Below are 14,179 nucleotides of genomic sequence, written 5' to 3'. Positions count from 1 at the left end.
TTTTAATAGCGAAATTGGTCGAGTATTATTGACCAATGCCCTCTGAAAAGATATTATGCCTGCCTTGCTGCGGTGTTCACGTAATACCGCACCAAGTTTGGAGGTGTGGCCGAGTGGCCGAAGGCACATCCCTGCTAAGGATGCATACGGCTTATACCCGTATCGTGGGTTCGAATCCCACCACCTCCTCCAAATTTTAGTAACAAGCAGCTTCATGAAGCTTGTTACTGAGCAAAAAAACCGCGACTCTCTACGGAGATCGCGGTTTTTTTGTATGTTTAATTCGTTTTAAGAAATTTTGTGGTGTGATAAAGGTATTTATCTGTACTCTTTATGCGAGTGCCGTCATGTATGCTGCGCCAGTATGGCTGCCAGCAATCCGGGGAACCGGCTTTCTATGTCTGCACGGCGCAGTCTGTTCATGTGAGTGGTACCTGTATTTTCGGTCAATACCAATCCGGCCTCCCGCAATACCTTGAAATGATGTGATACGGTAGACTTCGGTCGCCCGCCATCCAATTCGCCGCAGCTCGCGGTATCTACTCGCGCCAAATGCCGAACGATGTCCAGACGAATGGAGTCGCTCAAGGCGTACAACACGCGTTCAAGGGCAAGTTCGCTGGTGGCAGGGTGTTTAAAAGGGCGCATGAGCAAGATCATACACCTTGGGTTATAATAATTCTATAGTTCGTATATATACGAAATAACGAACAAAACTACATTCACTTATCAAAGGCCTTTATGTCTGCTTTATTCCATTCGTTCAAATTAAAAGACGTCACACTACGCAACCGCATCGCGGTACCGCCAATGTGTCAATACATGGCCGTCGATGGCCAGGTTAACGACTGGCATCTGTCACACTACGCCAGCATGGCCCGTGGCGGTGCCGGATTGGTGATTGTTGAAGCGACTGCCGTTTCCGCTGAAGGACGTATCACGCCGGGCTGTGCAGGAATCTGGAATGACAATTTGGCAGTAGCGTTTGCGCCAGTGGTACAGGCGATCAAGGCGGCCGGTTCAGTGCCGGGTATTCAAATCGGCCATGCTGGACGCAAGGCCAGTGCCAATCTACCTTGGGAAGGCGACGACCATATCGCTGCGGACGATGCACGCGGCTGGGGGACTATCGCACCGTCGGCGATCGCATACGGTGCCGGTTTGCCGAAGCAACCTGCTTCGATGACACGGGATGATATTGCCCGCGTGCGTCAGAACTTCGTTGACGCCGCTCGGCGTGCGCACGAAGTCGGCTTCGAGTGGCTTGAGCTGCATTTTGCGCATGGTTATCTGGCACAAAGTTTCTTTTCTGCGCATTCAAATCAACGTGACGACATCTACGGCGGTAGCGTCGAAAACCGCAGTCGTTTCCTGTTGGAGACGTTGAAGGCGGTACGCGAAGTCTGGCCTGAACATTTACCGTTGACAGTGCGTTTTGGTGTGATCGAGTACGACGGTCGCGATGAGCAAACACTGTTAGAGTCGATAGGCCTCATACGTCAGTTTAAGTCCGCCGGTATGGACATGATCAGCGTCAGTGTAGGTTTTACCATTCCTGAAACATCGATTCCTTGGGGACCGGCTTTCTTGGGATCGATCACAGAGCGTGTGCGTAAGGAAGCGAACGTGCCGGTGTCATCGGCCTGGGGCTTCGGTACACCGACAATCGCTGAGCAGGTGGTTAAAGACCAGCAACTTGATGTAGTGATGGTGGGTAGGGCACATCTGGCTAATCCGCACTGGACTTATTTTGCTGCTAAAGAGCTGGGCATCGAGCGGGCAGCGTGGACCTTACCGGTCTCACACGCGCATTGGCTTGAGCGTTATTGATAGGTGTTATGAGTCATGCGCGATGGTAGCGCCCCTGTTTCCGTTGAGTTTGAAATCGAGATATAGGGATATTCCATTAAACGCCACGAGCGATAAAAAAAGCCGTACTTCTTTTAAGGAGGTGCGGCTTTTTATATTCTTGATGTAAATATCGATCATATCGATCAATTCCCAATTTTCATAATTTAATTGGAAGTTGGAACTAATAAAAATGGAAATAAGGGAAAAATATTTCTTGTTTTTGGCATTTTGTACGATTTATAACGATAATTTTCCACTGCGACAATCTTACAATGAGCACATCTGATCTCACTTCATCTCATTCTGGAAAACAACATGTCATCCGTTATTTCGTCACCTTTGCCATTGAAACTCACCCCATCGGAGAATATTGCATGTGGATTATCGCGCTCAGCTGCGGAGCCGCATCACATCGACACACAAATTATCCATGCTGGGCGTGATCCGGAACGTTTTTCCGGCATGGTCAATACGCCAGTATTCAGAGGTTCGACCATCATGGCGAATAATCTCGATGACTGGGAAGCGGGTCGTCAGGTTGATAATCCTATGGCGATGTACGGGCGCTTTGGGACACCGACCACGCGTGCGTTTGAGCAAGCGATCGTGACTTTAGAAGGTGGCCACGATGCATTGGTGTTTCCTTCCGGTTTATCTGCTTGTACTCACAGCATCATGGCATTCGTCAAATCGGGCGATCATGTGTTGATGACAGACAGCGCCTATGGCCCGACGCGCACTTTTGCAGAACGTGTTTTGCGACGCATGGGAGTTGATGTTGAGTTTTTCGATCCTTTGATTGGCGGTGAAATTCGCACGTTAGTACGCCCGAATACGCGCGTGGTGTTTGTTGAATCACCTGGTTCATGGACGTTTGAAGTGCAGGACATTCCTGCGATCGCGGAAGAGGCGCACAAAGTGGGTGCTTTCGTATTGATGGATAACACTTGGGCGACGCCGTTGTATTTCAAATCGTTTGAGCATGGAGTTGACGTTTCTATTCACGCCGCGACCAAATATATCGTGGGTCATTCGGATGCGTTGTTGGGTGTTGTCAGTGCCAATCAACGTGCGTGGCCGATATTGAAGCAGGGCGCACATGATTTTGGTCAGACGGCTGGCCCTGATGATATTTATCTTGCGCTGCGTGGTATGCGCAGTATGGCAGTGCGGCTCCGTCAACATTGGGATAGCGGCATTCAGTTGGCAGAATATCTGCGTACCCAACCATTGGTAGAACGTGTGTTGCATCCTGCATTGCCATCCGATCCTGGACATCAGCTATGGAAGCGCGATTTCCTTGGTTCCAGCGGCTTGTTCACAATAGAACTTAAGCCCGTCGGCCGCCCGGCACTTGCTGCCTTTTTTGATAGTCTTGAGTTGTTTGGGATTGGTTTATCGTGGGGTGGTTATGAAAGTCTTGCGCTGCCAATTGATAAGCCGCCGACTCGCACAGCGTCCAAAAACACTTATCAGTATCCTTTAGTCAGGATTCATGTTGGTCTTGAAAGTGTGGATGATCTTAAGTCCGACATGGGACGTGCGTTTAGGCGGATGGAAAGTGCGCTTTAATTAATAATCGGGCAGGCACATGCGCAATAGGACCAGATGCAGAATACTGTATCCGGTCCTGTTGTTCGTTAGGGCTAGTGAATATCCGCGTAATCCAGTGGTAAAGCGGTGGTGTGTTTGATTTGCTCCATCGCGAAGCTGGCGTTGACATCGAATAGCGCATTGGCTTGCGTCAGTTTCTGATAAACCTTGTCGTAAGCGGCAATGTTAGGTACGACTACACGCAACAAGTAATCGATATTGCCGCTCATCCTATAAAACTCCACCACCTCTGGAATTAATTTCACGGTAGCGCTGAACTGCTCATACCACGCAGCGTTGTGTTGATTGGTTTTGATCGACACGAATACGGTGACGCCTACATTGAGTTTTTCTGCGTCCAGTAGCGCGACCCTGCGTAATAAATAGCCTTCCTCTTCCAGTTTTTGGATGCGACGCCAGCACGGCGTGGATGACAGATTTACGCGCTCGGCTATATCTGCCACGGCGACGGTAGCATCTTCTTGCAAAATTGCCAGTATTTGTTTGTCTATTTTGTCCATAAATGCGGCAGTGTGAGCAATCGATTGGGCTATGGAAAGAGCGCCTTACGGGCTATTTCCGATGAAAACACACATGATACATTGTGCCCACAGTCGGGCACTATATCCATCATTCTATGATGCGACACATGGAATTTTTCCTGATCATATAAGGCATAGGCCAAGCCGCGTTGTAAGCGGTAGGGCCCTTGTAGCTCGGCGCTACATGATTTGTCGAGAATTTTATAAAACGCACGCCTATCCTGGCTGTTATCAAGCGCAGCTTCGATGATGGTGACATCGGCCTGTTGATAGGCCTTACGCGCTTCTTCGGCGTTACGCTGTTGCAGCAATTGCGACGGTATTTGATCTGTGCCATATTTCCAGTGATTGTAAGCAGGACAATTAAGTGCCGTTGTTGAAGTTGCTATTGAGCTGATTCTTACATCGCATTTGCCGAAATCAGTTTTTCCTTCAAGTTCGCACGCGGACCATGGCACCGCCTGATTCGCGATGAATGGCTGAGGACGATTTCCATCGAAATACAGCCAGCTGCCGGGATCAGCGACCACAAAGCGTACGCTATAGCTTGGGTCCGCTAAATTTGCAAATGCGATGTAATGCTGCACCATTTGCGCGCCAGCAGAAAAGCCGGTGATTGTTACGGTACGGATGGTGGGATAGCGTTGTGTGATGCGTCGCACCAATTGATCCATGGCGGCAAACGAAGTGATCGATGTTGCGACCGCAGCATTTTTTGCGATACCGCCCTTCATCCAGCTGGTACAGGTCCACAATAAATCATTTGTTTCCGGCGGAGGCGTGTTCGCCGTATGGCATTTTGTTGGGTCGCTGACTTGGAATAATGGCGCAATTACCAGCGTTGTGGCTAATTTCTGCGCTTGCACAGTCGCAGCGAGCGCCGCATTGAAGGATAGGTTGGCATCGCGTGGATGGCCATGCATCACAATCAATACGGTGTTGATCTCGCTATCATTTTGGGTATTTGCGTCGAAGGGCAGCGATGCGTAAAAATGCAGAAGATTAGTTTGTCCGCTTTGCGGCCGATCTTGTTGTTCTTGCTGTTCGCCTTGCCTATTATTTGAGTGAGAATCAGCGAGATTAATGCCGAAAAAGCAGGCAGATGTGGCAGGCACCGCGCAGTTGATATTGGCCGAAACAGCTAGTCCGCTTTCTGCTGCCAACAACAGGAAAAGCAACAGTGTCAGTCGATATAAGGAAAATAGAGTCGGCATTCTTTAAATTGTGTCGAGAGTGATTGATGTTGACGATGTTGGCAGCTATGCTGTTACTAGTCAGAAATATTTGGCTATACTCATCATCCTATACTTATAAATCTGGGAGACACGCTTGTTACCACTTTCATTCAAACGACTACGCTCTGCCGCTTCAGTGGCGTCCGTTTTCCAACCATCTGCGCAGAAATCACGCGCAACCTATTTACTCTTTTTATCAGCTTTAGCGTCTTGTGTCAGCATGGGTGTCACAACGAATGCCTATGCAGGTGACTTTTCGCAAATGGTATTTTTTGGAGACTCGCTGACGGATAGCGGTTTTTTCAAAGGCGTTGGTCAGCAAGCTTCATACACAACCAATCCAGACCCTGTCTGGGCGCAAATTCTGGCGCGCGATAATGGCTTAACTGCAAATCCAGCCTATGTATTAACGCCATCAGGTGTGCAGGCATTGGGCGGTACTGATTATGCGGTAGGCGGAGCACGCGTCAGCACGCAAGCAGGTTACACCTCTGACGTTGTGCCTACTGCAACGCAACAGGTTGAAGGTTACATCGCGGCTAATAATGGAAAATTGGATAGCCGTGGTTTGTATAGCGTCTGGGCCGGAGCGAATGATGTGTTCGCCTATACAGAACAAAATATTGGTGGGTTGTTAAATCCGGCAACGCAGGCTGCAACGGTGCAAACAATCTTGGCCCAGGTCTCAGGTGAGGCGGTCAATGTGGTTGGTCTGCTTGGCCAGCTGCAACACGCTGGCGCTGGCACGGTAATGGTAGTGAATCTACCGAATATCGGTAACACGCCTGACGCAGCTGCGGGCGGTGCTCTATTGCAGCAATTATGGACCGGTGAGGCGTATACGTTTAATCAAGCGCTGAATGCCGGCATCAGCAAACTCGGCGGTAATGTCGTGGCACTGGATGCTTATTCTTTGCTCGATGAAGTGATTGCCAATCCAGGCAGATATGGCTTTACCAATGCGACCAGCCCGGCATGTACTTCAGTGACTCCAGGTACTACCAGCATTGATTCTGGCTATTGCACGCGTGCGACATTGGTCGCGCCAAATGCCAATCTGACCTATGTATTTGCGGATGGTGTGCATCCTACCGGTGCAGCGCATGCAGTGTTGGCACAATACGCCGAATCGGTATTGTTGGCACCGTCGCAAATTAGCATGTTAGCCGAGGTGCCGTTGGCAGGTGCGCAAACCTTGACGCAAGCAATCGATAATCGCTACCGCTTGAATGCCGCGGTGTTGGCACCGGGTCATTCTGACGCGTACGCGATGTATAACTATAGCCATCAAAGTCTGGATCACTCAGACAACACGCAAGGTCTGGATGGCAATGCCAACAGCTTGACTGCCGGGATTGATCATGCAATTACGCAAAACTGGCTGATTGGTGGTGCTGCCAGCTTCCTGCAAAACAAAACCGATTTTGGCAACAACACCGGTAACTTTAAAGTCAATCAAGCGATGTTTGCTTTGTACTCGCAATATCGTCAAGGGCCATGGGCGATTAATGCTATCGGTATGTTAGGTAATCTGGACTATAGCAATGTGACGCGCTTGATTCAGCTGGGCGCATATCAACGTAGCGAAACCGGCACCACCGGTGGTTCTCAGGGATTATTCCGCGTTGGTACGCAATATGACTTCGACCTCGGTTCATTCACAGCTAGTCCGATTGCAAACCTGACTTGGCAAAATGTCAGCGTCGATGGTTACGATGAAATTGGTAACGATAGTACTTCGATGCATTTTGATAAGCAAACGCTTCATTCGCTTGTTTCTAGCTTAGGTGCGCAATTGACGACCACTACGCAGTTGGGCGGTTATACCGTAATGCCATTTGCGAAACTGGCATGGGAACATGAGAATGACAACAGCGTTCGTGACGTTCGTGCTCACGTGACAGATATGGCGGGGAGTTTCGGTTTGCCAGCCTATCTGGGTGCAGAAAACACGACGCGTTTTGATATCGGTGCAAATGTCGTGTTAGGCGCGAACTTTACTGCCTATGCTGCTTATGACTTGCAGTACGCTAGTGGCAGCACCATCAATTCGTTCCAATTGGGGTTGAAGAAAGCATTTTAATGTTGAGAGAGCAGTGTAGTGCTTGAGAAGCGGATTTAATGCTATTTCACTCTCGCTCTTCATATAACTGCTAACTGTTGCTAAGATACTCGCCGTTCCCGCGTAAGCGGGAGTCCCAAAGTAAACTGCGGGACTTTCGCTTTTGCGAAAACGGCGAGTGTGCATTTGTGGCGCACATACCATGATCAACTTGAAGGGTTTTCATCATGCGACGCAACTTATGCACTGCATTGCTCGGACTATTTCTATTGTCTTTGTCGGGCTGTGCGGCTATAGATCGGCCACCTACCACACTGGCTCAGCTGGAGAGCGATGCTGGTGCCGAGCGCCAAAATTACGAAACCACTATTGATACTATCGTTGATCGCCTTGCGCAGCGAACAGTTACGCGCGGGGATCAGACTTTAGATATTTTGTTACTGTCCGGCGGCGGTCAACACGGCGCCTATGGAATAGGTTTTTTGCGCGGATGGGAAGAGCGCAAAGACCAGCCTATGCCACATTTTGATTTAGTCACAGGTGTGAGTACAGGCGCGTTGCAAGCCCCATTTGCTTTGTTGGGAACGCCGCAAGCACTATCTCTTGCATCAACCCTGTATCGTTCTGCGGCGAGTGATTTTGCGCCCACTTTCGATTGGTTGTTTTGGTTGCGTCGTACCGGTGGTGTAGTCAACACCACGCGTTATCAAAGCATGATACAGACGGTTTTGGATGCCAATATGCAAGCGCAATTGCGCGCCAATTTCCATGATGGACGGCAGTTGGTGATCTCCACCACTGACGATGATCTTGGTACAGGCCGCATCTGGGATGTTGAACATGAAATGAGCCGCAAAGAACATGGGGCAGAGCGGGTGCAGCAATTGATGCTGGCGAGTAGCGCTATTCCCGGCATCTTTCCCCCAATCGTACTGGATGGGCACGTCCATTCAGATGGCGGGGTTGTGTCAAATACCTTGGCGGTGCTCGATTTTGAAGGCTATCGCAAATTGGCGGCACGTTTGACCGCATTGGGCGCATTAAAAGATGGCAAGCCTGTCACGATACGTCTTTGGGTCATCATGAATGTGTGGACCCATGGGCCTATAAAGATCATGGATCCCGCAAGTAGCAGCAAAATCAGGCAACGCGGCAACAGCCTAATGTTTTCTACCCAGCAACCTCAATTTCTGTCAGGTTTAGATAATCTTGCACGTGCCGTGACCGCAGACGTACCTGGGTTAAAAGTGGAAATGCACTACACCGCGATTCCGGCTGAGCTTGCCAGTGAGCCTGGAGCGTCCGACTTGTTTAATGGTGAGTGGATGACAAGATTAGAAAAATTTGGTTATGAACGCGCACAAAGCACCACGCCGTGGGATCGGCTCACCACGCCTTATGCGCGTCCTGCACCTGTGTTGACGGCAGAGCAACAGGCAAAATTTGGCGCAAATCAGGCGAGGTAATATATCAAATTATCGAAATAGGTATACGTTTAGCGTATACCTGTTATCCAAATAATAAAGCAGACGTATATGTTGCAGCGCGATATAGTCTTACCTGTCTCCTCCAACACCTCCTAAGGTTTGGATTTAGCCCGCATCGACTTAAGTCTGCGGGCTTTTTTTTGCCTGCAGTTTTGATATTGTCTTTTTGTTTATAAACAATATTAAATAATCATTTTGCAAATGACACCGTCGTTTCCCCGTTCGCGGGAATCCATGTTGTTTAGCGCAACAGGTCGGGTATAAATCTCGCTTATTGGGATTTGATGCTTCTTTCGAAATACGTAGCTTTACATTGCGCAAACTGAATTCCCGCGTTCGCGGGAATGACGGTGGGTGGATTTTATTGGTATGTGTAGTGTCAGTTATGTAGATATGGCCGGAGAGCAATTACTTAATGCGCCATGCAATAACCATCTAGTTCTTGCAACAGGCGTTGCTTTTCTTTTTCAGGTAGGAAGCTAGCCTCAAAACTATTGCGCGTCAGTTTGACCAATTCCGTCCGGCTTAAACGTAAAGACTGCGCAACGGCCAGATAGTTATCGTTCATATAGCCGCCAAAATAAGCTGGGTCATCCGAATTAATCGTTACCGCCAGACCTGCGTGCAGCAAACGCGCTAAATTATGTTTGGCCAAATCATCGACGACACATAATTTGAGATTAGATAACGGACACACTGTCAGTGGAATGCGTTCTTTGGATAAGCGGGTCATCAAATCAGGATCTTCTTCGCTACGGACGCCATGATCAATGCGTTGCACCTGTAGCACATCTAGTGCGCTGATAACGTAGGCTGGCGGCCCTTCTTCGCCAGCATGGGCGACCAGATAAAAACCAAGTTCACGGCAACGCGCAAATACCTTCGCGAATTTTTCGGGGGGATTGCCGCGTTCGGCTGAGTCCAGGCCTATACCTATCCACAAGTCTTTATATTGTTCGCGCAATGGCAGTGCCGCCTCTAACGTGGCGAAGGCATCTTCTTCCGACAAATGACGTAAAAAAGACATAATCATGAAACTGCTAAAGCCATGCTCATCTGGTGAGTTTTGTGCTTCTCGTAATGCCCGCGCAATTCCGGCGAAAACGACGGCTATGTCGATGCCTCGCTCGGTATGGGTTTGAGGATCAAAGAAAATCTCAACATGGCGCACGTTGTCAGCGCGGCAGTGCGCGATGTAAGCCGCTGTCATCTCATAAAAATCCTGCTCGGTTTGCAGTACTGCAGCGCCGGCATAATACAAATCCAGAAACGATTGCAAATCAGTGAAAGCATAGGCTGCGCGTAACTCTTCCACTGTTGCGTAAGGCAATTTCACCCGATTGCGTTGCGCCAGAGCGAATAGCAACTCAGGCTCCAATGTGCCTTCTATATGCAAATGCAATTCGGCTTTAGGTAAGCCTTCGATGAAAGAGACGAGATCGGCAGCGAGTGGAGGGATGGTATCGATAGCATTCATGTGCGCTTCCATTATTTGCAGGGGTTAATACGGGATTTTACAGAATTGCGATGGGTTTTATCTTGTTTGCTAATTTATTGCCTGTCTTTAGTTTGCTTTCTGGAGGAGATGATGACGAGCGTGCGGTCATATTGCGGCATGAGCAAGTCGTATGCCAGCACGCAAGCGGTGCAGATAACTGCCACTAGAAAAAGATGGAGCCGTCGTTTGCACGCATCAGACTTGGGCGAGAGGGATGTAAAATTAACGCTCGAAGTCTCTCAATACCTATTTACCCAGGATCAGGAACATGACTCAAATTGTGAATGCAGATTTTTCTAATGCGCACCATGCTGGCGCGATTGTGGAACTTTTAAATGAATACGCTATGGATGAGATGGGAGGTGGGCAGCAACTTAGCGACTTCGTCAAAAAGAATCTCATCACGGCGATCAGTAAAAGAAACGATGTTCATGTCGTTCTGGCTTTTGTTGAAGACGCGCCAGCGGGTGTGGCGATTTGCATCGAGGGCTTTTCGACTTTTGCATGCCAGCCGCTGTTGAATATTCATGACCTGGCTGTTGCGGAGAAATTTCGAGGTCAGGGGATTTCGAAATTACTGATTGCTCAGGTTGAACAGGTGGCGATCGGATTGGGTTGCTGCAAGATTACTTTAGAGGTGTTGGAAGGAAATCATCGCGCTCGAAAATTGTATAAATCGACTGGTTTTGCTGGCTACGAACTGGGTTCGACAACGGGTACGGCGATGATGCTGCAGAAGAAGCTATAACGGATGTTACGCATAATCATAATCTAACCACCGTCATCCTAGCGAACGCGGGGATCCAAGTTACGAGCACAATAACGTAAAGGACAAATCTCTCCAATCTTTGTTTTTCGTAAAATGGATTCCCGCGTTCGCGGGAGTGACGGTGGGTGGGCATGTGGGATATCAGTCGATAATATCAGCCAATAAAAAAACCGGATAAAAGTTTATCCGGTTTTTTTATTGTGTTAACACTTGAATCAAAAAAGAATCAACCGGTATTGCGCAAGCCCGCAGCGACGCCGTTAATGCTCAAATGGATGCCGCGTTTAACGCGCTCCTCGGTAGCCCGGCCAGCAGCTGTAATGCTGCGGTGGCGCTTGATTAACTCGACCTGCAAGTGATTCAGCGGATCAAGATAAGCGAAGCGGTTTTTGATGGAGCGCGCTAACAAAGGGTTGCCCGCCAAGCGATCTTTAGCGCCAGTGATAGCGCTGAGAATGCTGCTGGTACGCTCGTGCTCTTCTACGATACGTTTGAAAATACTGTTGCGTAGCTTGCGGTCAGTAACTAAGCCTGCATAGCGCGATGCTACTGCGAGATCAGTCTTGGACAACACCATATCCATGTTCGATAACAGCGTCGCAAAGAACGGCCATTCTTTATACATGGCTCGCAAGGTGGCCATTTTTTGTGTTTTGTCTTTAGCCGTACCTTCGTTCAACCATGCAGAGATGGCACTGCCAAAGCCATACCAGCCCGGCAACAGCAAGCGACATTGCCCCCATGAAAATCCCCATGGAATGGCACGTAAATCTTCAATCCGGCGGGTTGATTTGCGCGATGCCGGGCGTGAGCCAATATTTAATTCAGCGATTTCTGCAATCGGCGTAGCTTGAAAAAAATAATCGGTAAAACCCGGCGTTTCGTACACTAGATTGCGATAAGCCTGATAAGCGCGTTCCGACAGACCGTCCATCAATGTTTCAAATTCGGTGAGTTTTTTCGCTTGTTTGCCTACTGCTGCACTGGGCATCAAGCCCGCTTCCAAAGTGGCGGCAACTAACAACTCCAAATTGCGGCGGCCGATTTCCGGATTGGAAAATTTCGACGCAATGATTTCGCCTTGTTCAGTTAAGCGAATTTGACCATTCACCGTGCCTGGTGGTTGCGCCAGAATCGCTTGGTAACTTGGTCCGCCGCCACGTCCTACGGTGCCGCCCCGGCCGTGGAACAAGCGCAATTTGACGCCGGCGCTGTTAAACACGCGTACTAATTCAATTTCAGCCTTATACAGTTCCCAGTTAGAGGTCAAAAATCCGCCATCTTTATTCGAGTCGGAATAACCTAGCATGACTTCTTGCTGGTGACCTTGCTTGGCGATCAAGCGTGCAACTTGTGGCAGCGCCATCCATTGCTCCATGATGGCGGCTGCAGCACGTAAATCGGGAATGGTCTCAAACAACGGGATAACCATGACTTCGAGTTCAGCATTGACGGAGGTATCAGTTTCGGCGCTGAGGCGCAATAAACCGGTTTCCTGTTGCAGCACTAATAGCTCTAATAAATCGGACACGGTTTCCGTATGCGAAATAATGTAATTGCGGATAGCACGCGCACCGTAACGCTGGCGGATCAGGCCAGCACTACGCAGGATGCTGAGCTCAGATTCGGTCTGTGCCGAATAGCTGATAAACGGGGAATACAAGGGCCGTGGATTACTCAGTTCCGACAACAATAAAGCGATTTTTTGATCTTCGCTGAGCTGGTTATAGGTTGTGGTAACGCGCGCATGTGCGAAGAGCTCGGTTAATACGGACTCATGCACATCTGAACTTTGACGCATATCGAGCGACGCCAAATGAAAGCCAAATATCTCTGTCGCACGTTTTAGTGTCGATAAGCGGGGTTTGACCAGCGCCGCGCCATGATTGACCATCAACGAGTCTTCGATGATTTGTAATTCCTGAGTGAACTCGCTGGCTGCCGCATAGTGCGCAGCGCTACCGACTTCCTGACGCAGGATATTGGTCGCGCCCAGATCGCGCGCAGTGGCTGCAAGGCGCGCATAAATACCGATCAAGGCACGGCGATACGGCTCATCGGAGCGGTGATCCGACAGATCCGGCGACGCGTCGGCCAGTGTCAATAATTCTGGCGTAACGCTGACCATCAACGTGGAGACTGATAATTCTGCGCCCAGTGCATGCACTTCATCCAGATAGAAATCCAGTATCGTCGTTGATTGGCGTTGCAATGCATGCTGCATGGTGCTGGCGTTGACGTTAGGATTGCCATCGCGGTCGCCACCGATCCAGCTACCCATTTGAATATAGGGCGATAACGGTGACGATGCTGAGCTTGCGCCGCTGCCTGCTTTGGAGCGGGTTGGAAACTGTGTGGAAATTTCGCTATCGATATCGTCGTATAAGGCCGGTAATTCGCGCAAAAAGGTAATGCGATGATAGGACAATGCATTTTCAATTTCATCGGCAACCGTCAATTTGCTATAACGTAGCATGCGCGTTTGCCACAAAGTGGCGATGCGGCCCCGTAGTAATTCGGCATTGTCGCGTAATTCTTTAGGTGTGTGCGGTTGATCGCGTTCAGCTAATAATCGTGCGATATCGCGCTCTGCATCTAAAATACTTTTGCGTTGGACTTCAGTCGGATGCGCGGTGAGTACCGGTGAGATCAACGCATCCTTCAGAAAGTCGCGAATCGCTGCGCCTGAAACACCAGCGTCATCCAGCTTGCTCAATGCATGCGCAACACTGCCAGGTTGCGGCGCAGAACCCGCCAGCACGTGGGCGCGACGGCGACGATTGTGATGCTGATCTTCAGCAATGTTAGCCAGATGCGAGAAGTACGAAAATGCGCGCACCACCGAATTGGTTTGATCGCGCGTCAATTTTTTAAGCATTTTGTCCAGCTCGGCCCCGGCTTGCGGATCCGATTCACGGCGAAAACGCACCGAGGTTTGACGTATGGTTTCGACGACTTCGAAAACTGCATCGCCTTCTTGCTCACGCAGCACATCGCCTAACAAACGACCTAGCAGCCGAATATCTTCTTTTAAGGGAGCATCTTTATTAGGAGTGATGCTTTTGACAGGAGGGGTGGTACGGATAGCGGGTGTAGGTTGTTTTGCCATGATGGTGAGGAAAATTTGCTTTTTTCTGAATGG

General features: G+C 49.4%; 10 protein-coding genes and 1 tRNA gene. 6 read left to right on the top strand and 5 right to left on the bottom strand.

The window, feature by feature from the left end; translation table 11 throughout:
* Window positions 1–99 precede the first annotated feature (99 nt).
* Window positions 100–192 (top strand) — tRNA-Ser (locus GEV47_RS01730).
* A gap of 153 nt (window positions 193–345) precedes the next feature.
* On the opposite strand, the gene GEV47_RS01725 is transcribed toward GEV47_RS01730, so the two are convergent.
* Window positions 346–648 (bottom strand): ArsR/SmtB family transcription factor, encoded by a 303-nt coding sequence (locus tag GEV47_RS01725; RefSeq protein WP_153232985.1) that lies wholly within the window; start codon window positions 646–648, stop codon window positions 346–348.
* 93 nt (window positions 649–741) lie between these two features.
* On the opposite strand from GEV47_RS01725, the gene GEV47_RS01720 reads away from it, so the two are divergent.
* Window positions 742–1,830 carry an NADH:flavin oxidoreductase/NADH oxidase gene (locus GEV47_RS01720; RefSeq protein ID WP_153232984.1) on the top strand — a complete coding sequence of 363 codons (1,089 nt, stop codon included), beginning with the start codon at window positions 742–744 and terminating at the stop codon, window positions 1,828–1,830.
* Between the two features lie 336 nt (window positions 1,831–2,166).
* Window positions 2,167–3,423 (top strand): cystathionine beta-lyase, encoded by a 1,257-nt coding sequence (metC, locus tag GEV47_RS01715; RefSeq protein WP_153232983.1) that lies wholly within the window; start codon window positions 2,167–2,169, stop codon window positions 3,421–3,423.
* 74 nt (window positions 3,424–3,497) lie between these two features.
* On the opposite strand, the gene GEV47_RS01710 is transcribed toward metC, so the two are convergent.
* Window positions 3,498–3,965: an Lrp/AsnC family transcriptional regulator gene (locus GEV47_RS01710; protein WP_153232982.1), complete on the bottom strand. Its 468-nt coding sequence runs from the start codon at window positions 3,963–3,965 to the stop codon at window positions 3,498–3,500.
* 29 nt (window positions 3,966–3,994) lie between these two features.
* Window positions 3,995–5,200 (bottom strand): hypothetical protein, encoded by a 1,206-nt coding sequence (locus tag GEV47_RS01705; RefSeq protein WP_153232981.1) that lies wholly within the window; start codon window positions 5,198–5,200, stop codon window positions 3,995–3,997.
* A 115-nt stretch (window positions 5,201–5,315) separates the two neighbouring features.
* On the opposite strand from GEV47_RS01705, the gene GEV47_RS01700 reads away from it, so the two are divergent.
* Window positions 5,316–7,304 (top strand): autotransporter domain-containing protein, encoded by a 1,989-nt coding sequence (locus tag GEV47_RS01700; RefSeq protein ID WP_153232980.1) that lies wholly within the window; start codon window positions 5,316–5,318, stop codon window positions 7,302–7,304.
* Between the two features lie 206 nt (window positions 7,305–7,510).
* Complete coding sequence (locus tag GEV47_RS01695) at window positions 7,511–8,749, top strand: patatin-like phospholipase family protein (protein WP_153232979.1); 1,239 nt, start codon at window positions 7,511–7,513, stop codon at window positions 8,747–8,749.
* Window positions 8,750–9,182: 433 nt separating this feature from the next.
* Here the strand turns inward: GEV47_RS01695 and GEV47_RS01690 are convergent, their stop codons facing one another.
* Window positions 9,183–10,247, bottom strand: a complete 1,065-nt coding sequence (locus GEV47_RS01690; protein ID WP_153232978.1) for an adenosine deaminase — start codon at window positions 10,245–10,247, stop codon at window positions 9,183–9,185.
* Between the two features lie 289 nt (window positions 10,248–10,536).
* On the opposite strand from GEV47_RS01690, the gene GEV47_RS01685 reads away from it, so the two are divergent.
* Window positions 10,537–11,016, top strand: coding sequence for a GNAT family N-acetyltransferase (locus GEV47_RS01685; RefSeq protein ID WP_153232977.1), 480 nt, complete (start codon window positions 10,537–10,539; stop codon window positions 11,014–11,016).
* Between the two features lie 247 nt (window positions 11,017–11,263).
* Here GEV47_RS01685 and ppc read toward each other — a convergent pair whose 3' ends face one another.
* Window positions 11,264–14,146: a phosphoenolpyruvate carboxylase gene (ppc, locus tag GEV47_RS01680; protein WP_153232976.1), complete on the bottom strand. Its 2,883-nt coding sequence runs from the start codon at window positions 14,144–14,146 to the stop codon at window positions 11,264–11,266.
* Window positions 14,147–14,179: the final 33 nt, after the last annotated feature.

This window comes from Glaciimonas soli (assembly GCF_009497155.1).
GTDB classification, from domain to species: domain Bacteria; phylum Pseudomonadota; class Gammaproteobacteria; order Burkholderiales; family Burkholderiaceae_D; genus Glaciimonas; species Glaciimonas soli.
The sequence above is the reverse complement of the archived record's forward strand: the minus strand, read 5'-3'. Positions and strand labels throughout refer to the sequence as shown.

Excerpts from the sequence above, each read along its gene's own strand:
- GEV47_RS01685 (WP_153232977.1), top strand. The coding sequence starts at position 10,537 with ATGACTCAAATTGTGAATGCAGATTTTTCTAATGCGCACCATGCTGGC.
- ppc (WP_153232976.1), bottom strand. The coding sequence starts at position 14,146 with ATGGCAAAACAACCTACACCCGCTATCCGTACCACCCCTCCTGTCAAA.
- GEV47_RS01710 (WP_153232982.1), bottom strand. The coding sequence starts at position 3,965 with ATGGACAAAATAGACAAACAAATACTGGCAATTTTGCAAGAAGATGCT.
- GEV47_RS01720 (WP_153232984.1), top strand. The coding sequence starts at position 742 with ATGTCTGCTTTATTCCATTCGTTCAAATTAAAAGACGTCACACTACGC.
- GEV47_RS01690 (WP_153232978.1), bottom strand. The coding sequence starts at position 10,247 with ATGAATGCTATCGATACCATCCCTCCACTCGCTGCCGATCTCGTCTCT.
- GEV47_RS01695 (WP_153232979.1), top strand. The coding sequence starts at position 7,511 with ATGCGACGCAACTTATGCACTGCATTGCTCGGACTATTTCTATTGTCT.
- metC (WP_153232983.1), top strand. The coding sequence starts at position 2,167 with ATGTCATCCGTTATTTCGTCACCTTTGCCATTGAAACTCACCCCATCG.
- GEV47_RS01705 (WP_153232981.1), bottom strand. The coding sequence starts at position 5,200 with ATGCCGACTCTATTTTCCTTATATCGACTGACACTGTTGCTTTTCCTG.
- GEV47_RS01725 (WP_153232985.1), bottom strand. The coding sequence starts at position 648 with ATGCGCCCTTTTAAACACCCTGCCACCAGCGAACTTGCCCTTGAACGC.